Raw genomic sequence first — 23,538 nt, forward strand, 5'->3', positions numbered from 1 at the left:
GCCCCCCAAGGGAGTCCGGCGTCGCCGTTGCGTCGGGGTAACTAATCCCGCTTGAATTCGTCCTTGACGTCTTCGCCGACCTTCTTGGCGTCTGCGACCACCTGGTCCTTCTGGCCCTCGGCCCTCAGGCGGTCATTGTCCGTCGCGTTGCCCGCGGCTTCCTTCGCCTTGCCGCCGAAGTCTTCTGCAGCGTTCTGGATCTTGTCTCCGATACCCATGAGGGGCACCACCTTCCGTTGCCGGTTGATCTGACAAAGCCATTTCAGCCTAACACGAAGCATGCTTACTAATTCAAGTCCGCTTGCTGATTTCCTCTCGTGCGCTGCGGTTCGCGGTGCCTGCGCTGGGGGTGCGGCGCGGGTGCGGCGCCCAATTGTCCGTGCCCGCGGCTAGGCTCGAGGGCATGGATCACAGCATCAGCCTGAGTCAGCACGTGAACGCCAGTCCGGAGAAAGTCTGGGCGGTGATCTCGGATGTTCCGGGATCGGCCGCCACGCTGTCCGGCGTCGAATCCATCCAGATGGTCAGTGAGGGGCCGTACGGCGAAGGCACGCGCTGGAAGGAAACGCGGTCCATGATGGGCCGCCGCGAGACCGTGGAGATGTGGGTGTCCCAGGCGGATCCGCCGCACAGCACCACGGTCAAGGCGCTGCAGGGCGGAGCCGACTACACCTCCCGGTTCACCCTGGAGGAACGCGGCGGCGGGACCGACCTGACCATGACCTTCGGCGCGGAGGTCCTGCGGCCCACGGTCTTCAGCCGCCTCATGCTTGCCCTGTTAGGGCGGCTGGGCATGAATGTGACCCGCAAGGCCCTGGCGAAGGACCTCGCCGAAATCGCTGCCAAAGCGGAGCAGCTCTAGTGGCGGGAAGGGCTCCGGGCAAAGCCCGTCAGGGCGCGGGCTCGAAAGTAATTGCGCCGCGGCTGGCGCCCGTCCGGCTCGAAGGCCTCCGGGAGGATGGCGCGCCGGACTTCAGGAGGGCCGAGCGGTACGACGGTATGCGGTTCAGCCGCGCAGCCGCCGACGGGCTTGAGCTGAGCGGGGTCACCTTCGCGGAATGCGAATTCGCCGGCGTCTCCTTCAACGAGGCCCAGCTCCGGGGCGCCACGTTCCGGGACTGTATCGTCGAGGAGGCCTACGCCCCCGTTTTCAATGCCGCGCGCGCCACCATGCACGATGTCGTCTTCAGCAACCCCCGGTGGGGTTCGGCGGAGCTTTTTGAAAGCGGATGGCAGTCGGTGCGGATCGACGGCGGGAAGGTGGACTATCTCAACCTGCGCGGCTCGCGGCTGGCGGACGTGCAGATCAGCGACTGCATTATCAGCGAACTGGACCTGGGCTCCGCCACCGCGGCCCGGGTGGCGCTCAAAAACTGCACCATCGGCAGCCTGGACCTCGCCGGCGCCAAGCTGAAGGACTTCGACCTGCGCGGCAGCGGCTTCCGGAGCATCAGCGGGCTGGGCAGCCTGGGCGGCGTGGTGATCGATGAGTACCAGCTGGGGCTTCTGGCGCCGCTGCTGGCGGCGCATCTGGGCGTAGTGGTGGCCTGAGCCGGGCTGCGCCGGAAAGCCGAAGCCGGTCGGCTGAGGAGTTTTTGTCCACGTGTCACGACTTCGAGGCTCTTTAACCCGCGACAAGTGGACAAAAACCACAGTGGGCGTGGGCCGGCCATGCGCGCCTTTCGCCGGAAGCGGGTGCTGCCGGCCGCGGGATACGATGGCCCCAATGCCCCGCAGCGGGCCCCACAAGGGAGGTGGTCGCCGGTTTGTTCCTCGGACTCGACATAGGAACCGGCAGCAGCAAGGCAGTGCTGGCCGCTTCCGACGGCACGATCATCGACTCCGCCACCGTGCACCACACGGCGTCCCTACCCCGGCCGGGCTGGGCGGAATTCGATGCGGAGAACACGTGGTGGGCCGAAGTCCGGCAGCTCTGCGGGCAGCTGTTCGCCAGGCAGGACCCGCGCCGGGTTGCCGGAGTGGCGGTCAGCGGAATGGGGCCCTGCCTCGTTGTTACGGACGCGAACCATGTGCCGCTGCGGCCGGCCATCCTCTACGGCGTGGACACCAGGGCGGTTAGGGAAATTGACGAACTCAACGCCGAATTCGGCGCTGAGCGGATCGAGGCTGACGGCGGAAAGGCCCTGTCGTCGCAGTCGGTGGGGCCAAAGCTGCGCTGGATTGCCAGGAACGAACCTCGGACCTTTGCCGCCGCGCGGTACTGGTACTCCTGCAGTTCGTTCCTGGTGCAAAAGCTCACCGGCGAATACGTCATGGACCACCCCACGGCCGGCCAGTGCGATCCCCTCTATGACATCCATCGGCTCGACTGGATCGCAGACCGGGCTGCCGCCGTAGCCGGCCACCTGCCGCTGCCCCGGCTGCTGTGGCCGGCCGACATAGCGGGCAACGTCACTGCCGAAGCTTCGGCGCTGACAGGCATTCCGGCGGGAACGCCTGTCTGCGCGGGAACCGTGGACGCCTGGGTGGAAGCGCACAGCGTAGGCGTCCGCCGTCCTGGGGACACCATGCTCATGTATGGCTCCACCATGTTTTTCGTGCAGCGGCTCAAAGCGTTCAGGAGCCACCCGCGGCTGTGGCCGGTTCCCGGCGTTGAGCCCGGCTCCATGACGCTGTCCGGCGGAATGGCCACCTCGGGTGCCCTGCTGACCTGGCTGCAGCAGATCATGGGCGAGACCCCGATGGCCGACCTCCTGGAGGAAGCCGCCCGGGTGCCCGCCGGCGCCGAAGGCCTGCTGGTGCTGCCGTACTTCGCCGGTGAACGGACCCCCATCCTGGACCCCGACGCCCGGGGAATGATCACGGGCCTGACACTGAGGCACGGGCGCGGCCACCTCGTCCGTGCCGCCCTCGAGGGCATCTGCCTGGGCCTGCGGCAGACGCTGGATCTGGTGGAGGAAGCGGGGGAGCCGGTTTCCCGGCTGCTGGCCGTCGGCGGCGGCCTGCAGGCGAGGCTGTGGTCCCAGATCGCCAGTGACGTGACCGGCAGGGCGCAGCTGGTTCCCCGGGTGACCATCGGGGCCAGCTACGGGGACGCCCTGCTGGCTGCTGTGGGTACGGGGGCGGTGGCGCCAGACACCGACTGGATGCAGGCGTCAGGGCACGTGGAGCCCAAGCCGGAAACTTCTGGTATCTACCAGGAGATGTACGGAACCTACTGTGGCCTCTATCCGAGCAACCGCGAGCACATGCACGCCCTGGCCCGGATGCAGGAAAGAACCGCGGGTTCACCGCAGGCCTGAAGCCGGCCTCAGGCGGCGCGGCTGAACTAGGCCGCCAGGTAGTCCAGGACCGCCCTGGCAGTCACCGCATCGGTGACCAGCTTCCGGAAGTAACCGCCCCTCGCCCCGCCGACTATACTGCTGGCCTTCTCGGTTCCCACGGCGACGCCGACGGTGTGCGGGATCGCATGCAGAATGTCAGGCGTAGTGGCCACCACACGGTCGCTGCCGGGAAACTCAACGCGCTCCCCGCGGACGTCAAAGAAGTTCAGGCAGATGTCTCCCACGGCGCGGGCCAGGGAATCGTCGTCCTTTGGGATGAAGCGTGAGATGGAGCTCCGGGTGGTGGGCGGCGCGCCGACGCCCAGGAGTGCGCCCTTCGCCGACTCCCAGAGCCGCTGGATCCTCCGGAAGTCCGGATCCTGCTGCAGGAACTGGTGCATCTCGGGGGAGGGGAGCGCCTGTGTCCAGAGGAAGGCCGGGTGCGCGCCGGCATGCTCTGCCATGGCGCGGGCAATTTCGTTGGTCTGGTACCAGGGTTCTGGCTCGGTCTGGCCCCCGACGCTGGGGGCAACCAGCACGCCGGGAAGTTTCGGCAGCACGGCCTGGCTGAGTTCATAAATGGTCCTGCCCGAAGATGCGAGCAGGATGTCGCCTGGGGCCAGCGCCATGTCCGCGACGGCCTCGGAGACCTGGGGGAGCAGCCCCACCCGGAGCCGGCGTGACTGGTCACCGTCGGCAAGGTAGACCTTCTCAAGCGACAGGGCCTCGGCAAGTTCGCCGCCCAGGGATTCGGAGGCGTGCCGGGACGGGTTCACCACTTCGATTTTGACCAGGCCGATCCGCCGCGCCTCCGCCAGGAGGCGGCTGACGGTGGGCCGGGAGACGTCCAGTGCCTCGGAGATCTTCACCTGGTTGGCGTCGTCCAGGTAGTACATCCTGGCGGCCTGGTACAGCATCTCCAGCGGAAATTTGCTGCCCGCGCCAGCCGGGTCGTCCGTGGCGTCCCGCATGGATCCGTCCCCTCATTGCGTGTCAGATGCCTCCATCATAGCCAATCTCTGAACAAAATTTCACATCAAAATGCCGTTAGAAATTTTGTTCTTGACATTTGTTCACGCGGATTCCAGACTGGATTCATTGACGCAGGTCACACGTTCCAAGGAGGGAACCATGTCAACCACGTACGAAGAACAGCTAGCAACGGACACCGCTGTGCCGGCCGTAATGCAGGCAGTCATCTGCCACGGGCCGGAGAACTACACGCTCGAAGAGGTGCCGACCCCGGTCCCGGCCGAGGACGAGCTGCTCATGAAGGTCGAAGCCGTCGGTGTCTGCGCCAGCGACCTCAAGTGCTACCACGGGGCCGCAAAGTTCTGGGGCGACGAGAACCGTCCCGCCTGGGCCCAGAAGGAGGTCACCCCCGGGCACGAGTTCGTCGGAACCATCGTGCGCGGCGGGGCGGCTGCCCTGGCCCAGCACGGGCTGGAACTTGGCGACCGCATCGCCTGCGAGCAGATCGTGCCGTGCGAGGAATGCCGGTACTGCCAGCGTGGGCAGTACTGGATGTGCGGTCCGCACGACATGTTCGGCTTCCGCAACTACAACGGAGCCATGGCCGAGTACCTGGTGGTCCCGCCCAACGCCCGTGCGCACAAGGTCTCCAAGGAACTGGCGCCCCAGCATGCGGCCTTTGCCGAACCGCTGTCCTGCTCGCTGCACGCCGTGGAGCGGGCCAACATCCAGTTCAACGACGTCGTCGTGATCGCTGGCTGCGGTCCGATCGGGCTCGGCATGATCGCCGGAGCCAAGGCCAAGAGCCCGCTGAAGGTGGTCGCGCTGGACATGTCGGACGACAAACTGGCCCTTGCCCGCAAGTGCGGGGCCGACGTCGTCATCAATGTCGGGCGCGAGGACGCCGTGCAGGTGGTCAAGGACATGACGGACGGCTACGGCGCCGATGTCTACATCGAAGGAACCGGACATCCTTCGGCCGTTGGCCAAGGGCTGAACCTGCTGCGCAAGCTGGGCACGTACGTCGAGTACTCGGTCTTCGGTTCTGACGTTTCGGTGGACTGGTCCATCATCAGCGACGACAAGGAACTCGACGTCCGCGGCGCGCACCTGGGCCCGCACTGCTGGCCGGCGGCCATCAAGATGATCGAATCGGGCGTCCTGCCCATGGACGAGATCTGCACCAACCAGTTCCCACTGGACAGGTTCCAGGACGCCCTGGACCTCGTGGGCGACACCGCCGGTGCCTCCGTCAAGGTTTCGATCCTTCCCGGCGCTGCACGCTGACCGCCGTCATCCTCCCCAAAAACAAAGGCGTTTTCCCATGACCACAATTGCAACGCCCGCTGCCGCCTCGCGGGAACGGCTGCTCGACCGGCTCGGCATTCCGCATTCCCTGCGTTGGGGCTTCCTCGGTGTCCTGGTCTTCATGACCGGCAACGGCGTCGAGTCAAACTTCATCGCCCCGCACATGGCGGCGGCGCTCGGCAGCCAGGCCATGCTGGTCCCCACCATCATCACGATGTACGGCGTCGCGGTGACGGTCGCCTCCTACCTTTCCGGCGCACTGTCGGACCTTGTGGGACCCCGCCGCGTCATGGCACTCGGCTTCGCCGCCTGGGTCACGTTCGAGATCCTGTTCCTGGTCAGCCTTGATGCAGGGTTCACACCCGGCATCATGGCCAGCTACTTCCTGCGCGGCCTCGGCTATCCGCTGTTCGCCTTCGCGTTCCTGGTCTGGATCAACACCGTGGCCCCGCGGAAGAGCAACGGAACCGCCGTCGGCTGGTTCTACGTCATGTTCACCGGCGGCCTGCCCACGTTCGGCTCGCTGTTCGCGCTGACCTTCATCCCGCTGTTTGGCGGCGGGCATGCCGGCGAGTCCCTGACCATGGCCGCCTCAATCGGCCTGGTCACCGCCGGCTTCCTCATCGCCCGGCTGGGTGTCCGGGAGGAGCGCGGCAGCCGGCGGCTCGCCCCCGAGGGGGAGTCGACGGCGGCAGTCCTGACAGGCGGCATCCGCCTCCTTGCGCGGGAACCCCGCATCCTCACGGGCTTCATCGTGCGCCTGATCAACACCGCACCCCAGTACGGCATGTTCGTGATCCTGCCCGGCGTGATCAGCGGCGAACTCGGCTGGTCCCAGACGCAATGGCTGATGATGACGGTCATCGTGTACGCGTCCAACATTTCCTTCAACGCCGTGTTCGGCGCCATCGGCGACAAGTGGGGATGGCAGCGTACGGTCCGCTGGTTCGGCGTCGTCGGCTCTGCCGCCGGCCTGCTCGCGTGGTGGTACGTCCCGCACCTGGTGGCCCCCGGCTCCGACTGGGGCTACTGGCTGTCCGTCCTGGCCGGCGTCGTGTTTGGAATCCTGCTGGCAGGCTTCGTTCCGATGGGCGCGATCATGCCCGCACTGACCCCCGAGCACAAGGGTGCGGCCATGGCGATGTACACCACGGCTGCGGGCGGAGCGGCGTTCCTCGGCGCAGCCGTCGTCGCGGCTGTCCTTCCCTGGGGTGGAAACGCCGGCGTGGTGTGGGCGTTCGTGGCTCTTTACGGCGTCGCCTTCGCCCTCACCACCTTCCTCAAAGTGCCAGAGGACAGCGCCGGCACGCGCCACCACTAAGACCACCAGTACCGAGATTTTGGAGCACTCCCCATGACCAGGATTTTCAACGATCCCGCCGAATTCGCCGAAGACCAGTTCGCCGGCTTCCTTGACCTCTACGCGGACCGCCTCCGCGGCGTCCCCGGCGGGGCCGTGGCGCTGCGCACCGGCGAACCGCAGGTGGCCGTCGTCGTCGGCGGAGGCTCGGGGCACTATCCCGCCTTTGCCGGCCTGGTGGGCAGCGGATTCGCCACCGGCGCCGTCGTGGGAAACGTGTTTACCTCGCCGTCGGCAGCGCAGGTGTACTCGGTCGCGAAGGCCGCCCACCAGGGACGGGGAGTGATCCTGACCTTCGGCAACTACGCCGGGGACAACATGAACTTCGGCATCGCCGCGGAGCGCCTGCGCAAGGAGGGCATCGATACCCGGATCGTGGTGGTCACGGACGACGTCGCGTCCGCCGCCGAGGAGGACAAGCGGCGGGGCATTGCGGGGGACTTCTCCGTCTTCAAGGTGCTCGGCGCCGCAGCGGCGGCCGGGCTGGATATCGACGGCGTTGAGCGGGCCGGGCGTGCCGCCAACGCTGCCACCCGGACCATCGGCGTCGCCTTCTCCGGCTGCACCATGCCGGGGGCCGGGCGGCCGCTGTTCACGGTGCCGGAGGGGCAGTTGGGCCTTGGCCTGGGCATCCATGGGGAACCGGGCATCCGGGACCAGGCCATGCCCCCGGCCGCCGAACTGGCGCAGCTGATGGTCACGTCACTGCTCGAGGCCGCGCCGCAGGGCGCCGGCAGGCGCGTGGCACCCATCCTGAACGGGCTCGGCACCACCAAGTACGAAGAGCTTTTCCTCCTCTGGGGCACGGTGGCGCGGCTGCTGCGTGAGGCGGGACTGGACGTGGTGGACGCCGAAGTCGGTGAACTCGTCACGAGCCTGGACATGGGAGGCGTGTCGCTGACGCTGATGTGGCTGGATGACGAGCTCGAGACGTTCTGGACAGCCGACGCGTACACCCCGGCCTTCCGGAAGCAGCGGGCTCCGGTCGCGGCTGCGGCCGGCTACGTGCAGGACACAGGCGGCGCCGCCCGGGAAGCCCGGGCCATCCCGGAAGCGAGCCCGGCCGCCGTCGTTCTTGCCGGAACCGCCCTCAATGCCCTCGAAAGCATGGCCGCATGCCTGCATGCGAATGAAGCGCGCCTGGGCGAGATCGATGCTGTGGCGGGCGACGGCGACCATGGCCGCGGCATGGTCAAAGGCATTGACGCCGCTCTTACGGCTGCCCGCGCGGCGTACGACGGCGGGGCTGGCGCGGCTTATCTGTTGCAGTCGGCCGGGCAGGGCTGGGCGGAGCATGCCGGCGGCACCTCCGGAGTGCTGTGGGGAGCCGCCCTCGAAGCGGCGGGCCAGTCCCTCACCGACGGGAAGGCGGACTACACGGACGGCGACTTCGTGGCTGCCGTCCAGGCCTTTTCCGGCGCGATCCTGGACCTGGGCCGTGCCGCGGTGGGGGACAAGACCCTCGTGGACGCTCTCCTGCCGTTCGTCGGCGAGCTCGCCGACGGCGTCGGCCGGGGCAGCTCCTTCGCTGCCGCCTGGCTGGCGGCTTCCGAGGTCGCCGTGCAACAGGCTGAAGCGACGGCGGCCCTGCGGCCCAAGCTGGGCCGTGCCCGCCCGCTGGCAGAAAAATCCGTTGGCACCCCTGATGCGGGCGCCACCTCGTTCGCGCTGCTGGTTCGGGACCTGGCCGGTCTGCGCAGCGGGATACCCGCCTCCTGACCGACCGCTGACCAACCCCCGAAAGGCCCACCCAAATGGCAGAAAAACTTCGAATCGTCGTCGGCTGCGATGACGCCGGCTTCGAATACAAGGAAGCGCTGAAAAACGATCTGGCCGCACACGGCCTGGTGGCGGACGTCGTCGATGTCGGCGTGGGCCCGGACGGCCACACCGCCTATCCGCACGTGGCTGTTGAGGCCGCGCGCATGGTGGCCAGCGGCGCCGCGGACCGGGCGCTCCTGGTGTGCGGCACGGGCCTGGGCGTGGCGATTGCCGCCAACAAGGTCAAGGGCGTCCGCGCCGTGACCGCCCACGACTCCTTCTCTGTGGAGCGGGCGGTGCTCAGCAACAACGCCCAGGTCCTGTGCATGGGCCAGCGCGTGATCGGCCTCGAGCTGGCGCGCCGGCTGGCCAGGGAATGGGTGGGCTACACCTTCGACGACAGCAGCGCCTCGGCGGACAAGGTTGCAGCGATCTGCGGCTACGAGGCCTGACTCCGAGCGTTCGCCTTCCGGCTGAAAAGTTTTTGTCCACGTGTCACGACTTCGAGGCCCTTTAACTCGCGACAAGTGGACAAAAACTCCACTCCCGTTGACCGGCTGCCCGCACCGTGTAATCTTTATAGAACGAACGGTCGGTAATTTATTCGCTTCCGGCCCTGCTTCTGCGAAAAGGATGTTCTCATGGTCGAGGCTTTTCTGGTCGGTGGTGCCCGCACCCCGGTAGGACGATACGGCGGAGCGCTCTCGGCGGTCCGGCCCGACGATCTGGCCGCGCTGGTGGTCCGCGAGGCCGTCGCCAGGACGGGCGTTGATCCGGACGCCATCGACGAAGTCATCCTGGGCAACGCCAACGGAGCCGGCGAGGAGAACCGCAACGTGGCGCGCATGGCCACCATCCTGGCCGGCCTCCCGCTGCACATCCCAGGCATCACCGTGAACCGGCTGTGCTCGTCCGGCCTGAGCGCCATCATCATGGCCAGCCAGATGATCAAGGCCGGGGCCGCGGACATCGTGGTGGCCGGCGGAGTGGAATCCATGAGCCGCGCGCCGTGGGTCCAGGAGAAGCCGCAGGCCGCGTTCGCCAAGCCCGGGGACATCTTCGACACCTCCATCGGTTGGCGCTTTGTGAACCCGCTGTTCAAGAAGGGCGAACTCTCCCGCGACGGCAAGATGACATTCTCCATGCCGGAAACCGCCGAGGAAGTGGGCCGCGTGGACAACATCTCCCGCGAGGACGCCGATGCCTTCGCTGTCCGCTCGCATGAAAGGGCACTCGCGGCCATCGAAGCCGGCCGCTTCAAGGACGAGATCGTCCCGGTGACGGTCAAGACCCGCAAGGCCGAGACGGTCGTCGACACGGATGAGGGCCCCCGCGCCGGCACCTCCATGGACGTCCTGGCCGGCCTCCGCCCGGTGGTGCCCGGCGGCTCGGTGGTCACTGCCGGGAATTCGTCCTCCCTCAACGACGGCGCCTCCGCCATCATCGTGGCCTCCGAATCGGCGGTCGAGCGGCTGGGGCTCACGCCCCGGGCCCGCATCATCGACGGCGCGTCAGCGGGCTGCGAGCCGGAAATCATGGGTATCGGCCCGGTCCCTGCAACCCAAAAGGTGCTCAAGCGGAGCGGGCTCAGCGTCGGCGACCTTGGCGCCGTCGAACTCAATGAGGCCTTTGCCACCCAATCCCTTGCCAGCGTGCGGCGCCTGGGGCTGGACCCGGACATCGTAAACAACGACGGCGGTGCGATCGCTCTGGGGCACCCGCTGGGTTCCAGCGGCTCCCGGATCGCCATCACCCTGCTGGGCCGGATGGAGCGCGAGGACGCGCGGATCGGGCTGGCCACCATGTGCATCGGCGTGGGCCAGGGCACGGCCATGCTGCTGGAGCGCGTGTAGTGCCGGGCCCGGACAGCATGAACGGCCAGGCCAGCGAGACCGGACAAGCCAGTGCGAACGGGCACTTGAGCACCCGCGGTTTCAGCACCCTCCTGGTCGAAGAACGCGAGGACCGCGTGGTGGTGCTCCTCAACCGCCCGGACGTGCGCAATGCCATCGACCAGCAGATGGTGGACGAGCTCCATGCCGTGTGCGCCGTACTGGAAAAGGACCCCAAAGTCCTCATCATCGCCGGCACCGAAGGTGTTTTTGCGTCGGGCGCGGACATCGCACAGCTGCGGGAGCGGCGCCGCGACGACGCGCTGCAGGGCATCAACTCCACCATCTTCGTCCGGATCGCCAAGCTGCCCATGCCGGTGATCGCCGCGCTGGACGGCTACTGCCTGGGCGGCGGCGCCGAACTGGCCTACGCTGCGGATTTCCGGATCGCCACCCCGGCGGTGCGGATCGGCAATCCGGAAACCGGCCTGGGGATCCTCGCGGCGGCCGGTGCCAGCTGGCGGCTGAAGGAACTCGTGGGTGAGCCCGTTGCCAAGGAGATCCTGCTGGCCGGCCGGGTGCTGAAGGCCGAGGAGGCCCTCGGGGTCAACCTGGTCACCGAACTCCACGAGCCCGCCGAGCTCATGGACGCCGCCCACCGGCTGGCCGACCGCATCGCCCGGCAGGACCCGCTGGCCGTCCGGATCACCAAGTCGGTGTTCCACGCGCCGGCCGAGGCGCACCCCGTCATCGACCAGCTGGCGCAGGGCATCTTGTTCGAGTCGCAGGCCAAGTTCGACCGGATGCAGGCTTTCCTGGACAGGAAAAGCACTGACCGGAAAAGCACGGACACCAAAAGCACCGACACCAAATACACCGACAGATTGAGCAGCACCACAGACGGGACCAAGCCATGACCGCCATTCCCCAGCACGTCGGCGTCCTCGGCGGAGGCCGTATGGGCGCCGGCATTGCCCACGCCTTCCTCATCAAGGGCGCCACCGTGGTGGTGGTGGAGCGCGACGACGATGCTGCCGCCGGCGCCCGTGCCCGGGTCACCGACGCCGTGGCCAAGTCAGCTGCCCGCGGCGTCCTGGAGGGGACCCAGGAGGAGGTGCTGGCCCGGTTCAGCACGTCCACGGATTACGCCGCCTTCGGCGGCTGCGGCCTGGTGGTGGAGGCAGTTCCGGAGGATTTCGAGCTGAAGGTCAGTGCCCTGAAGGCCGTGGAGGAACAGTTGTCAGCCCATGCTTTCCTGGCTTCGAACACGTCGTCGCTCTCGGTCACCGATCTGGCCGCCCAACTGCAGCGGCCGGCCAACTTCGTGGGGCTGCACTTCTTCAACCCCGTGCCCGCCTCCACCCTGATTGAGGTGGTCGTGGCCCAGGAGACGTCGCCCGAGCTGGCGGCCCAGGCGAAAGGCTGGACGGAAGCGCTGGGCAAGACCGCCGTCGTCGTTAATGATGCTCCCGGCTTTGCATCCTCGCGGCTGGGTGTGGCGATCGCGCTGGAGGCGATGCGCATGGTGGAGGAAGGGGTGGCCTCCGCAGAGGACATCGATGCCGCCATGGTGCTCGGCTACAAGCATCCCACCGGACCGCTGAAGACCACCGACATCGTGGGCCTGGATGTCCGCCTGGGCATCGCCGAGTACCTGCATTCGACGCTGGGGGAGCGCTTCGCCCCGCCGCAGATCCTGCGGGACAAGGTGGCCCGCGGCGAACTGGGACGCAAGACCGGCAAGGGCTTCTTCGACTGGGCTGACTGACTGCCGTCCGGGGAAGCGCCGGCGTTTACAGCAGTCCGACGATGTAGCCGACGAAGAACAGCACGCACAGCAGCACCACGATGCCAATCGCCACTAGGACGGCCACCTGGCTTCCGCGGGGCGGTCCTCCCTCGTCGTGCCCCTGCGGCCCGCCGGTGGAGGCTTCGGCGGGCGGTGTTTCGCCGGGCGGCACTCCGCCGCCCGGCTCCAGTCCGGTGAGGTGGTCCTCAACGGGGTCGGGGTTCTGGCTGCTCATGGGTCCTCCTGTACTGGTTTGCGGACGGCTAGAGGGATTCGAGTTTCTGCCGCAGCCCGTTCAGGGCCGGGTCCCGCAGCTTCATGAACAGCGGCGTGAGGAACGGCTGCAGCAGTTTGTAGGGCCAGTTGATGCTGAACTGGGCGGTGTACACCACCTCGGAGCCGGAGCTGAGCGAGCGCACGTCGATCGAGTCGAAGGCCACGAGGTTCCGGTGTTCACCCCGGAGCTTGATGTGGTTGTCGAACAGTTCGATGACCTCGTACTCGAGGGGCTGGCGCTTACCCCGGAACAGCGCCTCTGCATGGTAGCGGTGGCCGACGGCGACGGGTCCCTCCGTCAGCTTCTCCATTACCGCCGTGTTCGGATCCCACTCGCTGGTGTGTTCGAATGCCGACAGGTAGGCGAACGCCGTCCGCGCCGGCAGGGATGAAGCTACAGTGCCCGACACTGTGATCATGTCACCAGCCTAGCCACGCGCGGCGCCAAGCACACCGGCGCCGTGGCGAGCGGGCCTCGCCGGTCCAAGCGCCCAGCGCTGTTGCACCCGCCCTAAGGCACCAGCCCGGCGAGGGCGGCCGCGTAACCGCTGTCATAGCCTGTCGCCGTCGGGTGGAACACGTCCCCCGGCTGCCCGTCCGGGGCGCAGGTGTAGGACAGTTTGCAGACCGGCGCCGGTCCGACGATCCAAGGATCGGCCGATCCGACTCCATGGTTGGTGAACTGGTTCGTAACGCTGACGTATCTCGCCCCGCTGACCAGCGCCGAAATTGCAATGGTGCCATTGAGGAGGTCAGCAGCGGAGTTCAACGTGCGGACAGTGGTTTTCTCTCCTTCGGACATCAGCGCGTTAGCCGTGAACAGCCGTGGGTATCCGGTCAGCACGATCCTGGCCCGGGGGGCGTTCTGCTTGATCACCGCAACCATGGCCTTGATTTTGCTGGGTAGCTGGGGGAGCTTGACGGCTAAGGAATTGAACAGGGCGGCCTTGCAGGCTGCTGTGGAGCTGGAAGCCGCACACGCCGCAGCTGCGGCCGGCGCGTCGATGTCGTTGCCGCCTATGGTGACGGTGATGACTGAGGCCTTCGCAAAGTACGTCCGCGTGACCTCGTTCAGCGCTGCAGCGGTCACTCTGGCAGACACATCTAATGTGGTGGCTCCCGGGCAACCAAAGTTTTTGCCGCCAAGAATGGTCGGGTATGCCTTCACTGTCTGGACACAGTCCTCCGGAAACCCTACCGGCGCCGCCTGATAGGGCCCGCCGCCGATTCCTGCTGCATAGGAGTCGCCCAGCCCGATGTAGATGGGTGGCTGATCTGCGGCTGACGCCGGAGCAGCGGTCAGGCCGGCTGTGAGTGCCAAGGCAGCCAAAGCGCCGGCCAGGCGGGCAGCGTGACGGCGGAGCAATTCATTGGTCAACACGATGAAACCCCCTCATTCAGGGAAAACCACGGAAGCAGACGCAAGGAATGTTGCGGAAAATCGGCAAGCGATGAGCCGTGCCTGCCAAGCGCGGCAGGCATGGAAAGTGAAGGCGCAAGATGGCGCTCATCGCCCTAGGGTACGCCCACCTGCCGACATAAAAACCCGTACCCGGTACTCGTTTTTCTGCCGTGTCATCAGGCACCACTTGCCTCAGCCCTGCACAATCCGTCCAAAATCGGTGCGTCCCCTGGGACAGATGTGGTTAGCTGGCTCCGTGAACGTGAGGGGACAGATCGGCTGGGACGGGGCGGTGAACGCCTGGCGTGTGGCTGGCTCCGTCTACCGGATGGGGCGGCGGGAATGGGTCACGGCGGCCGGCTGGCAGGAAGCCCACCGGGACGGGATCCGCACGATCATCGACCTTCGGAACCCGGGCGAACGGCAGCGCCGGCCCACCGACCCGGACGTAGGCGAGGCGCTCGCGGCCTTCGATGTGGTCCTTGCACCGACTGAGGACCCTGAAAACCCCGAGTTCAAGGCCCTGTGTGATCCCTACCTGAACGACCCCGCGCACTACGCGGCCAACGCCCGCCTCTTTCCGGACCGGCTCGCCGCCGTGTTCAAAGCCGTGGCGGCCGCGTCCGGAGGCGTCGTGATCCACTGTTCCGCCGGCAGGGACCGCAGCGGCATGATCGCCGCCATGCTCCAGGACCTTGCCGGCGCCGGCGATGCCGAGATCATGGCCAGCTACCAGGCCGCCATGCGCAGCATCAACGAGCGCCACCGGACCATGTGGCCGCCGCACCCGCACGAGCGCTACCTCGACGAGGAAACCCTCGCCCCGCTCCTGGAAACCCGCGGCGCCCGGGTCGTGGACTTCGTGCGCGGGCTCAACACCCGGGACTTCTTGCTGCGGAACGGCGTCACCGGGTCCGAGTTGGAGGCAGTGCTCGCAGCCCTCGGCGCAAGGGTTGCCCTGTGACGTCACCCGCGTGTGGCACCGCGCCGTGGCGAACGCTCGCCCTTTCGGCCGCGGTGGCGCTGGGCGCCTCCCTCTCCCCATTGCCTGCCTACGCCGGCTCTGAAGGTACGACGACGGCGGCTGCCGGCGGCGGGCAAAACGCACCGACGGTGCCGTCCCCGGCTTTCACCAATGCCGACGTTTCCCCTCCTGCAGATCCGGCCGGGATTCCGCAGGCGGGCCTGGCTGGAGCGGTACTGCGCGACCTGGACATGACGCTTGCGGAATTCAACGCCGCGGGGGAGCAGGGCAAGCGCGCCGCGGAGGCCCTCAGCACGCTCCGCAGGGTGGCCGGCTTCGAATCGCTCAGGCTCGACGGTGCGAAAACCATTGTCGAGGGAACCGGACCTGCCCTGGCCAAGGCCCTGGATGGGCTCAACCAGGCAGCCCCGGGCGCCCGGGCCGAATTCGTGCTCAAGCCTGCGTCGGACTCAGCCGCCCAGGAAACAGGCACCCAGGAAACGGCCGCTCCGGAGGCGGCCCCGTCCGGCAAGTCCACGCGCGGCAAGACCACGGACGGCAAGGCCGCGCCCAGCCAGGCCGCCCCCGGCGACGCCGCCCCCGGCCAGGCCGGGACCGACCTGCATGCCGCAAGCGTCGGGCAGCTCTACCGGTCATACCTCCGCGAGGTGGGACCGGCGGGACTCCAGGCCGTGGCCGAAGTGGCCGGCAGGTTCATCATCCGCACGGGCGGCGTGAACGAGCCCCAGGCGGAGCCGCAGCCCGCAGCCGGAACGGCTGACGGTGTGCCGGCATCCCCGGATTCAGCGTCCGGTGACATAACGGGCGGCGGGCGACTGTCGCCGTCGGAATTTGTGGGGCAGTACGCCAACGTGGTCCTGGAAAGCGGCGAACCCCTGGCGCCGGAAGAGGACTTCTTTGGCGGGCAGGGGTACCGGATCGACGGCGACGTGGTCTGCTCGGCCGGCTTCGCCGCGTATAGCCCCGAAGGCGCGCCTCTGGTGCTGACAGCCGGCCACTGCGCCGAAGACGGCGCCGCGCGGCTGGCGGAAGCGACGCTGCCGGCAGGGGACCCGGCGGGCGGATTCCTGGCGGACTACGCGGTCACCGGGAAGCTCGGAACGTTCGGCTTCAGCCAGTTCGGCGGTCCAGGAAACTCGTGGGTGGCGGATGCGGAGAGCCCCGGCATACCGGGGCACGACATCGCGGTCATCGAATCCATCCGCCAGGATCTGGACCCGCTTCCGGCGGCCACCACCTGGGCGGACGGAACAAGCCCCGGCACCGGCGCCGTGAAGATTGTGGGCATGGCCCCGCCGTTCGTGGGACAGGCCGTCTGCCGGTCCGGGCGGACAGGGGGATGGTCATGCGGGACCGTGGACGAGGTGGGGATTTATGTCGTCGGCGGGGGCTCCGGCGACCCGGCCGACCTCCGTTCCTTCAGCGGCTTCCTTTCCAGATCGGTGGAATCCAGCGGCGGTGACTCCGGCGGTCCGTGGATCAGCGGGAACTACGCCGTGGGCACGCATTCGGCGGGAAACCCCAGCGACTCGCCGGAGAACTACGCCGTCGCGGCCACGTTCCAGGACTCTATGTCGATCCTCCCCGGCGTGCAGCTGAGGGTGTTCCTGAACAAGCCGGTCCTGTCCGGATCCCTGCCCGCCGGACAGATCGCGGCCGGCCAGCGGATTGCAGGGCGGCTGGCCGCGGCCCCGGCCACTGACGTTCCTGCGGGAACCCGGGTCCGGGTCACCTTCCCCGGCAGGGAACCGTTCGATGTGGACGTGGACGCCCGGGGAAACTGGACCTTCAGCGCGCCGGCAGCAGCAGACGGCTTCACCGCCGAGGCGATGAACGGCTTCAGCCGTTCGGGGCTGAGCACCTTCACCGTCGCACCGGAGCCCGTGCCGGACCCGGGCGGTCCGGGCGCGCCAGGCGCAGGGGGGCCAGGCGGCGGGTCCCCGGCCGCTTCCCCGCCTGCTGCGCCGCCGGCGGCGCAGCAGGGCGGCGACCCTGCCGTGCTGGTTCCCGCGCCCCAGCCCACAGTGGTGGCCGCGCATCCCGCTGCCGGGCCGGCTGTTGCGGCCAGCCCGGACAGCGATACGCCCCCGGTGGTTCTCGCCGACACCGGCGTCTCGGGCCTGACACTCGCCGCCGCCGGGGCCGGCGCGGCCCTGCTGCTCGGCGGCGTGCTGCTGGTGATCGTGCGGCGCCGGGCCAGACGCTAAGCCGGGCGCTAAGCCGCTCGGACCGTCGCTCGGACCGCCGCAGCTTCAGCCGATGACGGCGGCTTCGTCCAGCGTGTGCGGCTCGAAATGTTCGATGATGTCGCGGATCGACGCGAGGCCCTCGGTGAACGTCGCCGACGCCCGCCACTTCTCGATCTGCTCAAGCGACGCCCACGGCCCCGTACTGATGAACCGGTTGGGCACGTCGCGGTCACGCATCAGCAGGCCGTGCCCGCCCGGATACTCCTTGTGGGTTTGGTCCGCCATGTCTTTCCAGGCCTTCACGAAGTCGTCCTCGTGGCCGGGCTTGACCAGCCAGATTCCCAACGTGTACGCAGACACATCCACCACCTCCATTGGTGTGCAGAGCGGATATCTGATTATCGTCCGGCGGCGCAGCGGGCGGAAGAACCCACTTGGCCAGAGCTAGCAGGTGCCTGGCGTGTATTCGTAAGCGCCGGCGTCGGCCTGCCCGGACCCGGGACATTGACCGCCCTGCGGTGCTGCCGAGTGGTCCAGGCCCACGCCGGGCGGGCTGCCGCCCGCGCGGTCTATCGCCGGGCTGCCGCGGGTGAGATGCAGGTCCTTGGGGGCATCAACGAACTTTGCGGGGGCGGTGGTGGAACTGCCGTCCAGCCGTACGTTGCTGGGGCCGTTGACCACGTTTGACTGTTCCGTCCAGCCGGATCCGTCCATCCAGAGCGCGTCACGCACAGCCACGAGGATGTTGGCCCGGATGACGGTCGAGGACGGGCACGAGGCGTGGCAGACCACACCGCGGGAACGGCTGCCGTTCAGCCACACGGTGTTGAATTCGAAGGTGGTGCTGTTGGTGGGGCCGTACTGGGTGCCGGGCCCGCGGATGATCAGCCCCGCGTCCCCTGCGCATCTTTTGCCGCACGAGGAAGTGATGAGGTTGTAGCGGAAGATGTTGCCGTCGGCTGCGCCGTCGGAGCGGCCCACCTCGGAAAAGACGTGGTTGTCGATGGCCTTGTTGTGGTGGATGTTGTTGCGGCTGCCGTTATAGATCTCGAATGCGCTGCCATCCCGGCCGAAGTCGTAGGAGAAGGCTGTGGAACCTGTGACGGTGTTGCCCGAGAACTCGTTGTCATTGCCGTTGATCAGCACGCCGAACGCCCCCGAATCGTCGCTGCAGTTGACCTCCTGCCGGGTGCCGCACCGCTTGCCCCGGGTGTTCTCGTTCATGATGTTGTTGTTCGTCAGGACGTTGTCGGAGTAGTTCCCGAAGTCGGAGCCCGTGTCCACCCTGATTCCGGCGCTGTTGCCGGAGGCCTTGGAATTCTTCACCGCCACGTGATCGCCGCTGACATTGAAGCCGGCGTACCCGCAATCCCTGGCCCGCAGGCCGTCCACCTCGATGTAGCTGCCGTTCAGCCGGAAGCAGTTTCCGCCCTCCCCGCCGGCTATTGTTGGCACCTGCCCGTTGCCGTAGCTGTTCACTCTGATGGCCGACGCCGGTGTTCCGCTTTCGTTCAGGACCACACCGCCGGTCCACTCGTCACCCTTTCGGAAGCTGATGGAGTCGCCGGCCCTGAACGCCGTGTCATTGACTTTCTGCAGCGTCTGCCAGGGCGAATCCGGGGATGTCCCCGAATTGGTGTCATTGCCCGCCGCGCTCACGTAGTAGTGCGTGGACGGACCGGAAGGGGTTGTCGAGATACAGCCCACCAGCAGGGCCGCCAGGAGGACGGCCAGCAAAGAGGCCGCGGCCCGGGTGGAATATGTGCTCATTGTGCACCTGCTGGGAAGGAGGCAAGGTCCGGTCCAACAGTGCCGCTGTCTCTGGCCCGGAGCGGCCAGAGTATAAAGGGGCCGCTGCTATGTCAACGGCCCGTGCAGCCCTGGCAAGCGCAGGGCTGCTGCCTTTACACGAGCGGCGCGGGCCGCACCCGGACCGGTGCCAGCAGGCTGATCAGCAGGATGGCGGTGACGGACCCGGCGGCCATGATCGAGGCGAGAACCACGATCTGGAACCGGCCTGCCTCCAGCGGCGAAAGCCCGCCGAAGATCGCCCCGACGAAGGCGCCTGGCAGCGTGACCAGGCCCGTGGTTTTGGTCTGGTCTACCGTCGGAATCAGCGCGGAGTACACAGCGCTGCGGGCCATCTCACGGGTTGCCTGCCGGGCGGTGGCCCCCAGGGCGAGCCAGCCCTCCACCTGGTCCCAGCGGTCGATGACGGCTTCGTTGAACCTGCGGCCGGCAAGCGCTGCAATCGCCATGGAGTTGCCCACGACGATCCCGCCGATCGCCAGGGCATACCGGGACGTGAACCCTATGGCGCCGGTACCGAACACAACGACCAGCGACGCGAGGACTCCGGCTGCCATCGAACCGGCCACGATGCCCAGGCGGCGCCAGGACCAGCCGAGGCGCCGCGCCGCGGTAACGGCGGCGACGGTGAACATTACACCCAGCGCCACGGCCACCCACTCCGGGCTGGCGATCACGGCGCCGAGGATCAGGCTCACGGCTGCCAGCTGTGCGGCACCGCGGAGGATGGCAAGAGCCGGCGCGAAGGCATGCGGAACCCGGAAAGCGCTGAGCGCGCCGGCCGTCAATGCCATCAGGAGGCCAACCGCGATCAGGGTGGGTGTCAGGCTGCCAGGCTCGGTCACCAGATCAGCCTAACCGGGGCGGCCCCGTCGGCGGCGGCAGGCGCGGCTGCCCGGTGCCGGCTGCCCCCCGGGCGGCTCCCTCGACGGCGGTCGAGGCAGCTGTCTGCTTCAGGCCCTCGGGGCAAGCAGCAGGTTGGTGATCCGCAGGGTGCAGAGCCGCTGGCCGGCCTCGTTGGTGATGAGAACCTCGTGCGTGGTCAGGGTGCCGCCGAGGTGGATGGGGGTGGCGGTAATGGTGATGAGGCCGGTCCGGGCAGACCGGTGGTGCGTGGCGGAGACGTCCACCCCGACCGCGGTCTTGCCCAGCGTGCTGGCGTGGATCACCGCAGCCCATGACCCGACGGCCTCACCCACGGCCAGCGAGGCCCCGCCGTGCAGCAGGCCGAACGACTGCCGGTTGCCCTCCACGGGCATGGTCGCCACGACCCGCTCGACGGATTCCTCCACGATCCTCACGCCCATCTTCTCGTCGAGCTCACCAAGAGTGATCTTCCACAGTTCCCCTGGCGTCGGCCCGGTGGGAGCGGGGGTCGGCCCCGCAGGTGCTTCTGCAGCCAGTTCGGTGTCACGGGCTTCCGGCGTCACGTGCTCTCCTCCGTAGGTGGTGGCATTGGCGGGCGATACGGTATCAGCCGCCACTAGTGTGCAGCGGGGCACATTCATGTACTGTAGACATATTACCGAACGGACGGTCAGTAATGTTCTGGCCGGATCAGATTTGTCCCCCGTTGGAAGGACCCGTCAACGATGACCACTACCGCCGCCGCTCCCGAAGCCACCCTGGACACCGTGGAAACCGTTCCCAGTTTCGTGCAGGATTCCTGGTGGACTCCCGACGCCGGCTCGGCAGCTTCCGCCGTCGCGGTGCGGGACGCCAGCACCGGGGAAATCCTGGCCAAGGTGAGCACCGACGGACTGGACCTGGCCGCCGTCGTTGATTACGGCCGCACCACCGGCCAAACGGAACTTGGCGCACTGACCTTCCACCAGCGCGCCCTCAAGCTCAAGGAGCTGGCGCAGTACCTGAACGCCCGCCGCGAGCACTTCTATGCCTTCTCCGCCCAGACCGGCGCCACCAAGATCGACTCAATGATCGATATTGACGGCGGCATCGGCGTGCTTTTTACGTTCGGCTCCAAGGGCCGGCGCGAGCTGCCCAACGCGCAGGTGGTGGTGGACGGGCCCATGGAGGTGCTGTCCAAGGACGGCTCTTTTGCCGGCGAGCATATCTACACGCGCATTCCTGGCGTCGCCGTTCAGATCAACGCGTTCAACTTCCCGGTCTGGGGAATGCTGGAGAAGCTGGCCCCGGCCTTCATCGCCGGTGTGCCAACGATCGTCAAGCCGGCCACGCCCACAGGTTACGTTGCGGCGGCCGTGGTGAAGGCCATCATCGAATCCAACATCCTGCCCAAGGGGTCGCTGCAGCTCATTTCCGGCTCGGCCCGGGGGCTGCTCGACGTGCTGGACTACCGTGACCTCGTGGCGTTCACGGGTTCGGCGTCCACCGCGCAGTCCCTGAAGTCGCACCCGAATGTGGTGCTGGGCGGCGTGCGGTTCACCTCCGAGACCGACTCGCTGAACGCCGCCATCCTGGGCCCGGACGCCGTGGAAGGCACACCGGAGTTCGATGCGTTCATCAAGTCAGTGGTCACCGAGATGACCGTCAAGGCCGGGCAGAAGTGCACGGCCATCCGCCGCGCCATCGTGCCGCAGGACATGGTGCCCGCCGTCGTTTCCGCGATCGGCGCCCGGGTGGAGCAGCGCGTGGTGCTCGGCGATCCGCGCGCCGACGGAGTCACCATGGGTGCGCTCGCCTCGCTGGAGCAGCTCGCCGACGTCCGGGCTGCCGTGCAGTCCATGCTCGACGCCGGCGGTGAGCTGGCGTACGGAACGCTCGATTCGCCGTCGGTCACCAGCGCGGACGGCGCCACCGGCGTCGTCGAAGGCGGTGCGTTCATGTCACCCGTGGTGCTGAGCTGGGCCGACGCCGAGGCGGAGCCGGTCCACTCGCTGGAGGCCTTCGGGCCCGTGTCCTCCGTGATCGGGTACAAGGACCTTCCCGACGCCGTCCGGCTCGCCGCCCGCGGCGGCGGATCGCTCGTGGCCTCGGTCTGCACCAACGATGCGTCCGTAGCCCGGGAACTGGTCACGGGGATCGCGGCCCACCACGGCCGTGTGCTAATGCTCAACCGCGAGGATGCCCGCACCTCCACCGGCCACGGCTCCCCGGTTCCGCACCTGGTCCACGGCGGGCCGGGTCGTGCCGGCGGCGGCGAGGAACTGGGCGGCATCCGGTCGGTGATGCACCATATGCAGCGGACCGCCATCCAGGGCTCGCCCAACATGCTGACGGCCGTGACGGGGATCTGGCACACCGGAGCCGACCGCAACTTCACCTTGGAGACCGAGGGCACGCATCCCTTCCGGAAGTCGCTGGAGACGCTGCATATCGGGGACGCCGTCCGTTCCGAGCTGCGCCAGGTCTCGCTGGAGGACATCTCCGCCTTCGCCAACTCGACCGGCGACACCTTCTACGCCCACACCAACCAGGAAGCCGCGGAGGCCAACCCGTTTTTCCCGGGCATCGTGGCCCACGGCTACCTGCTGCTGAGCTGGGCCGCCGGGCTGTTCGTGGAGCCCGCACCGGGCCCGGTCCTGGCGAACTACGGCCTGGAGAACCTGCGCTTCATTACGCCCGTGGCTGCGGGGGACTCCATCCGGGTGACGCTGACCGCCAAGAAGATCACCCCGCGTGAGACCGACGAGTATGGCGAGGTGGCCTGGGACGCCGTCCTGACCAACCAGAACGACGAAATCGTGGCCACCTACGACGTCCTCACCCTCGTGGAGAAGTAACCCCCTCCGGACGCGTCCTCACCTCCTGTCGGGTCTTTCCGGACGCGTCCTCACCTTCTGTCGGGTGTTTCCGGACGCGTCCTCACCTTCTGTCGGGTTAACCCGGACGCGTCCTCACCTTCTGTCGGGTTTCCTGAAACCCTTCCTCACGTCGTGTCGGGTGTTTCTGGACGCGTCCTCACCTCCTGTCGGGTTTCCTGAAACCCTTCCTCATGTCCCGTCGGGTATTTGGGGACGCGGTGCCCGCCGGGTGGAATTTTCCCCGATCTTTCGGGGATTTCCGGGCGTAAAATGACCCCCGTAGGAGGTGGCGAAATGACCCTAGCACTAAGAACAGCCACAACCATCCTGCCTGTCGATGATCCGGACCGCGCCCGCGGATTCTACGCGGAAACGTTGGGCCTCCCACACCGTGGCAAGGCTGAGGATGGAAGCGATTTATTCGGCAACGCTGACGGCCCGATGCTGCAGCTGATGCCTGTGAAAGACGGAAAGCACTCCGAGCACACCACTTTGAGTTTCGAAGTCACCGACATCGAACGGACCGTCCAGGACATGGAGTCGCGGGGTGTCCGGTTCCAGGACTACGACCTCCCCGATTTGAAGACCGATCACCACATCTGTACCACCGACGCCGAGAAATGCGCCTGGTTCATGGACACCGAAAACAACATCCTCTGCGTTCACGAGAGGCTGGGAACACAGGCTGAATACCAGCTCTGATCCGCCGCGCCGCCGCAGGCCCCCAAGCCCTTCCTCGCCTAGCTGAGGGAGGGTTTGGTTTTGTGCGGCGAATGGTGAGGACGCGTCTGAGCGGACCCGGCAGGATGTGAGGAAGGGTCCGGAAAAACCCGGCAGGACGTGAGG

General features: G+C 67.5%; 23 protein-coding genes. 14 read left to right on the forward strand and 9 right to left on the reverse strand.

Annotation, left to right across the window (positions count from 1 at the left end; translation table 11 throughout):
* Nucleotides 1-41: 41 nt before the first annotated feature.
* Nucleotides 42-218 (reverse strand): CsbD family protein, encoded by a 177-nt coding sequence (locus tag ACFUTU_RS03680; protein ID WP_377957539.1) that lies wholly within the window; start codon nucleotides 216-218, stop codon nucleotides 42-44.
* A 185-nt stretch (nucleotides 219-403) separates the two neighbouring features.
* On the opposite strand from ACFUTU_RS03680, the gene ACFUTU_RS03685 reads away from it, so the two are divergent.
* From ACFUTU_RS03685 to ACFUTU_RS03695, 3 genes are all read left to right on the forward strand, one after another.
* On the forward strand, nucleotides 404-862 hold the full coding sequence (locus tag ACFUTU_RS03685; protein ID WP_377960759.1) for an SRPBCC family protein: 459 nt from the start codon (nucleotides 404-406) through the stop codon (nucleotides 860-862).
* Complete coding sequence (locus tag ACFUTU_RS03690; RefSeq protein WP_377960761.1) at nucleotides 862-1,551, forward strand: pentapeptide repeat-containing protein; 690 nt, start codon at nucleotides 862-864, stop codon at nucleotides 1,549-1,551. The genes ACFUTU_RS03685 and ACFUTU_RS03690 overlap by 1 nt, the downstream gene beginning before the upstream one ends.
* Nucleotides 1,552-1,766: 215 nt before the next feature.
* Nucleotides 1,767-3,263, forward strand: a complete 1,497-nt coding sequence (locus ACFUTU_RS03695; RefSeq protein WP_377960764.1) for an FGGY-family carbohydrate kinase — start codon at nucleotides 1,767-1,769, stop codon at nucleotides 3,261-3,263.
* Between the two features lie 26 nt (nucleotides 3,264-3,289).
* On the opposite strand, the gene ACFUTU_RS03700 is transcribed toward ACFUTU_RS03695, so the two are convergent.
* A complete protein-coding gene (locus tag ACFUTU_RS03700; RefSeq protein ID WP_377960766.1) occupies nucleotides 3,290-4,255 on the reverse strand; it encodes a sugar-binding transcriptional regulator in 966 nt (321 codons plus the stop codon).
* A gap of 160 nt (nucleotides 4,256-4,415) precedes the next feature.
* Between ACFUTU_RS03700 and ACFUTU_RS03705 the strand changes: the two genes are divergently transcribed.
* From ACFUTU_RS03705 to ACFUTU_RS03735, 7 genes are all read left to right on the forward strand, one after another.
* A complete protein-coding gene (locus tag ACFUTU_RS03705; protein WP_377960769.1) occupies nucleotides 4,416-5,543 on the forward strand; it encodes a zinc-binding dehydrogenase in 1,128 nt (375 codons plus the stop codon).
* A 37-nt stretch (nucleotides 5,544-5,580) separates the two neighbouring features.
* Entirely contained in the window at nucleotides 5,581-6,885 is a 1,305-nt protein-coding gene (locus ACFUTU_RS03710) for an RbtT/DalT/CsbX family MFS transporter (protein ID WP_377960771.1), read from the forward strand.
* Between the two features lie 33 nt (nucleotides 6,886-6,918).
* The gene (locus tag ACFUTU_RS03715) at nucleotides 6,919-8,643 is read left to right on the forward strand and encodes a dihydroxyacetone kinase family protein (RefSeq protein ID WP_377960773.1); all 1,725 of its coding nucleotides are present in this window, start codon (nucleotides 6,919-6,921) and stop codon (nucleotides 8,641-8,643) included.
* Nucleotides 8,644-8,678: 35 nt separating this feature from the next.
* A complete protein-coding gene (locus tag ACFUTU_RS03720; RefSeq protein WP_377960776.1) occupies nucleotides 8,679-9,137 on the forward strand; it encodes a ribose-5-phosphate isomerase in 459 nt (152 codons plus the stop codon).
* Nucleotides 9,138-9,326: 189 nt separating this feature from the next.
* The gene (locus tag ACFUTU_RS03725; protein ID WP_377960778.1) at nucleotides 9,327-10,538 is read left to right on the forward strand and encodes a thiolase family protein; all 1,212 of its coding nucleotides are present in this window, start codon (nucleotides 9,327-9,329) and stop codon (nucleotides 10,536-10,538) included.
* A 17-nt stretch (nucleotides 10,539-10,555) separates the two neighbouring features.
* Nucleotides 10,556-11,434: an enoyl-CoA hydratase/isomerase family protein gene (locus tag ACFUTU_RS03730; protein WP_377961112.1), complete on the forward strand. Its 879-nt coding sequence runs from the start codon at nucleotides 10,556-10,558 to the stop codon at nucleotides 11,432-11,434.
* Nucleotides 11,431-12,285 (forward strand): 3-hydroxyacyl-CoA dehydrogenase family protein, encoded by an 855-nt coding sequence (locus ACFUTU_RS03735; RefSeq protein WP_377960781.1) that lies wholly within the window; start codon nucleotides 11,431-11,433, stop codon nucleotides 12,283-12,285. The genes ACFUTU_RS03730 and ACFUTU_RS03735 overlap by 4 nt, the downstream gene beginning before the upstream one ends.
* Before the next feature lie 25 nt (nucleotides 12,286-12,310).
* Here the strand turns inward: ACFUTU_RS03735 and ACFUTU_RS03740 are convergent, their stop codons facing one another.
* The 3 genes from ACFUTU_RS03740 to ACFUTU_RS03750 form a co-directional block, all read right to left on the reverse strand.
* Nucleotides 12,311-12,541, reverse strand: a complete 231-nt coding sequence (locus ACFUTU_RS03740; RefSeq protein WP_377960784.1) for a DUF6480 family protein — start codon at nucleotides 12,539-12,541, stop codon at nucleotides 12,311-12,313.
* Nucleotides 12,542-12,569: 28 nt separating this feature from the next.
* Nucleotides 12,570-13,001, reverse strand: coding sequence for an SRPBCC family protein (locus tag ACFUTU_RS03745; RefSeq protein ID WP_377960786.1), 432 nt, complete (start codon nucleotides 12,999-13,001; stop codon nucleotides 12,570-12,572).
* 92 nt (nucleotides 13,002-13,093) lie between these two features.
* A complete protein-coding gene (locus ACFUTU_RS03750; RefSeq protein WP_377960788.1) occupies nucleotides 13,094-13,963 on the reverse strand; it encodes a GDSL-type esterase/lipase family protein in 870 nt (289 codons plus the stop codon).
* A gap of 259 nt (nucleotides 13,964-14,222) precedes the next feature.
* Here ACFUTU_RS03750 and ACFUTU_RS03755 point away from each other — a divergent pair, with 259 nt between their 5' ends.
* A complete protein-coding gene (locus ACFUTU_RS03755) occupies nucleotides 14,223-14,948 on the forward strand; it encodes a tyrosine-protein phosphatase (protein WP_377960790.1) in 726 nt (241 codons plus the stop codon).
* Nucleotides 14,945-17,176 (forward strand): S1 family peptidase, encoded by a 2,232-nt coding sequence (locus tag ACFUTU_RS03760; protein WP_377960793.1) that lies wholly within the window; start codon nucleotides 14,945-14,947, stop codon nucleotides 17,174-17,176. Before ACFUTU_RS03755 ends, ACFUTU_RS03760 begins: the two co-directional genes overlap by 4 nt.
* Nucleotides 17,177-17,221: 45 nt before the next feature.
* Here the strand turns inward: ACFUTU_RS03760 and ACFUTU_RS03765 are convergent, their stop codons facing one another.
* The 4 genes from ACFUTU_RS03765 to ACFUTU_RS03780 form a co-directional block, all read right to left on the reverse strand.
* Nucleotides 17,222-17,518 carry an antibiotic biosynthesis monooxygenase family protein gene (locus tag ACFUTU_RS03765; RefSeq protein WP_377960795.1) on the reverse strand — a complete coding sequence of 99 codons (297 nt, stop codon included), beginning with the start codon at nucleotides 17,516-17,518 and terminating at the stop codon, nucleotides 17,222-17,224.
* An 84-nt stretch (nucleotides 17,519-17,602) separates the two neighbouring features.
* Complete coding sequence (locus ACFUTU_RS03770) at nucleotides 17,603-18,928, reverse strand: hypothetical protein (RefSeq protein WP_377960798.1); 1,326 nt, start codon at nucleotides 18,926-18,928, stop codon at nucleotides 17,603-17,605.
* A gap of 134 nt (nucleotides 18,929-19,062) precedes the next feature.
* Nucleotides 19,063-19,812, reverse strand: coding sequence for an ABC transporter permease (locus tag ACFUTU_RS03775; protein WP_377960800.1), 750 nt, complete (start codon nucleotides 19,810-19,812; stop codon nucleotides 19,063-19,065).
* Nucleotides 19,813-19,920: 108 nt separating this feature from the next.
* Nucleotides 19,921-20,274, reverse strand: coding sequence for a PaaI family thioesterase (locus tag ACFUTU_RS03780; protein WP_377961115.1), 354 nt, complete (start codon nucleotides 20,272-20,274; stop codon nucleotides 19,921-19,923).
* Between the two features lie 285 nt (nucleotides 20,275-20,559).
* On the opposite strand from ACFUTU_RS03780, the gene paaZ reads away from it, so the two are divergent.
* Both paaZ and ACFUTU_RS03790 read left to right on the forward strand, forming a co-directional pair.
* Nucleotides 20,560-22,671: a phenylacetic acid degradation bifunctional protein PaaZ gene (gene paaZ, locus ACFUTU_RS03785; RefSeq protein WP_377960803.1), complete on the forward strand. Its 2,112-nt coding sequence runs from the start codon at nucleotides 20,560-20,562 to the stop codon at nucleotides 22,669-22,671.
* A gap of 315 nt (nucleotides 22,672-22,986) precedes the next feature.
* Nucleotides 22,987-23,394, forward strand: a complete 408-nt coding sequence (locus ACFUTU_RS03790) for a VOC family protein (protein WP_377960805.1) — start codon at nucleotides 22,987-22,989, stop codon at nucleotides 23,392-23,394.
* The last annotated feature ends 144 nt before the right edge of the window (nucleotides 23,395-23,538 follow it).

The sequence above is a fragment of the Arthrobacter sp. NPDC057388 genome (genome assembly GCF_042668165.1).
In the GTDB taxonomy this organism is placed as follows: Bacteria; Actinomycetota; Actinomycetes; order Actinomycetales; family Micrococcaceae; genus Arthrobacter.

Bases quoted from the DNA above. Each gene is read 5' to 3' on its own strand.
- ACFUTU_RS03680 (WP_377957539.1), bottom strand. From the start codon at position 218: ATGGGTATCGGAGACAAGATCCAGAACGCTGCAGAAGACTTCGGCGGC.
- ACFUTU_RS03685 (WP_377960759.1), top strand. From the start codon at position 404: ATGGATCACAGCATCAGCCTGAGTCAGCACGTGAACGCCAGTCCGGAG.
- ACFUTU_RS03700 (WP_377960766.1), bottom strand. From the start codon at position 4,255: ATGCGGGACGCCACGGACGACCCGGCTGGCGCGGGCAGCAAATTTCCG.
- ACFUTU_RS03705 (WP_377960769.1), top strand. From the start codon at position 4,416: ATGTCAACCACGTACGAAGAACAGCTAGCAACGGACACCGCTGTGCCG.
- ACFUTU_RS03710 (WP_377960771.1), top strand. From the start codon at position 5,581: ATGACCACAATTGCAACGCCCGCTGCCGCCTCGCGGGAACGGCTGCTC.
- ACFUTU_RS03715 (WP_377960773.1), top strand. From the start codon at position 6,919: ATGACCAGGATTTTCAACGATCCCGCCGAATTCGCCGAAGACCAGTTC.
- ACFUTU_RS03720 (WP_377960776.1), top strand. From the start codon at position 8,679: ATGGCAGAAAAACTTCGAATCGTCGTCGGCTGCGATGACGCCGGCTTC.
- ACFUTU_RS03725 (WP_377960778.1), top strand. From the start codon at position 9,327: ATGGTCGAGGCTTTTCTGGTCGGTGGTGCCCGCACCCCGGTAGGACGA.
- ACFUTU_RS03730 (WP_377961112.1), top strand. From the start codon at position 10,556: ATGAACGGCCAGGCCAGCGAGACCGGACAAGCCAGTGCGAACGGGCAC.
- ACFUTU_RS03735 (WP_377960781.1), top strand. From the start codon at position 11,431: ATGACCGCCATTCCCCAGCACGTCGGCGTCCTCGGCGGAGGCCGTATG.
- ACFUTU_RS03740 (WP_377960784.1), bottom strand. From the start codon at position 12,541: ATGAGCAGCCAGAACCCCGACCCCGTTGAGGACCACCTCACCGGACTG.
- ACFUTU_RS03745 (WP_377960786.1), bottom strand. From the start codon at position 13,001: ATGATCACAGTGTCGGGCACTGTAGCTTCATCCCTGCCGGCGCGGACG.
- ACFUTU_RS03755 (WP_377960790.1), top strand. From the start codon at position 14,223: ATGTGGTTAGCTGGCTCCGTGAACGTGAGGGGACAGATCGGCTGGGAC.
- ACFUTU_RS03770 (WP_377960798.1), bottom strand. From the start codon at position 18,928: ATGAGCACATATTCCACCCGGGCCGCGGCCTCTTTGCTGGCCGTCCTC.
- ACFUTU_RS03780 (WP_377961115.1), bottom strand. From the start codon at position 20,274: ATGGGCGTGAGGATCGTGGAGGAATCCGTCGAGCGGGTCGTGGCGACC.
- paaZ (WP_377960803.1), top strand. From the start codon at position 20,560: ATGACCACTACCGCCGCCGCTCCCGAAGCCACCCTGGACACCGTGGAA.
- ACFUTU_RS03790 (WP_377960805.1), top strand. From the start codon at position 22,987: ATGACCCTAGCACTAAGAACAGCCACAACCATCCTGCCTGTCGATGAT.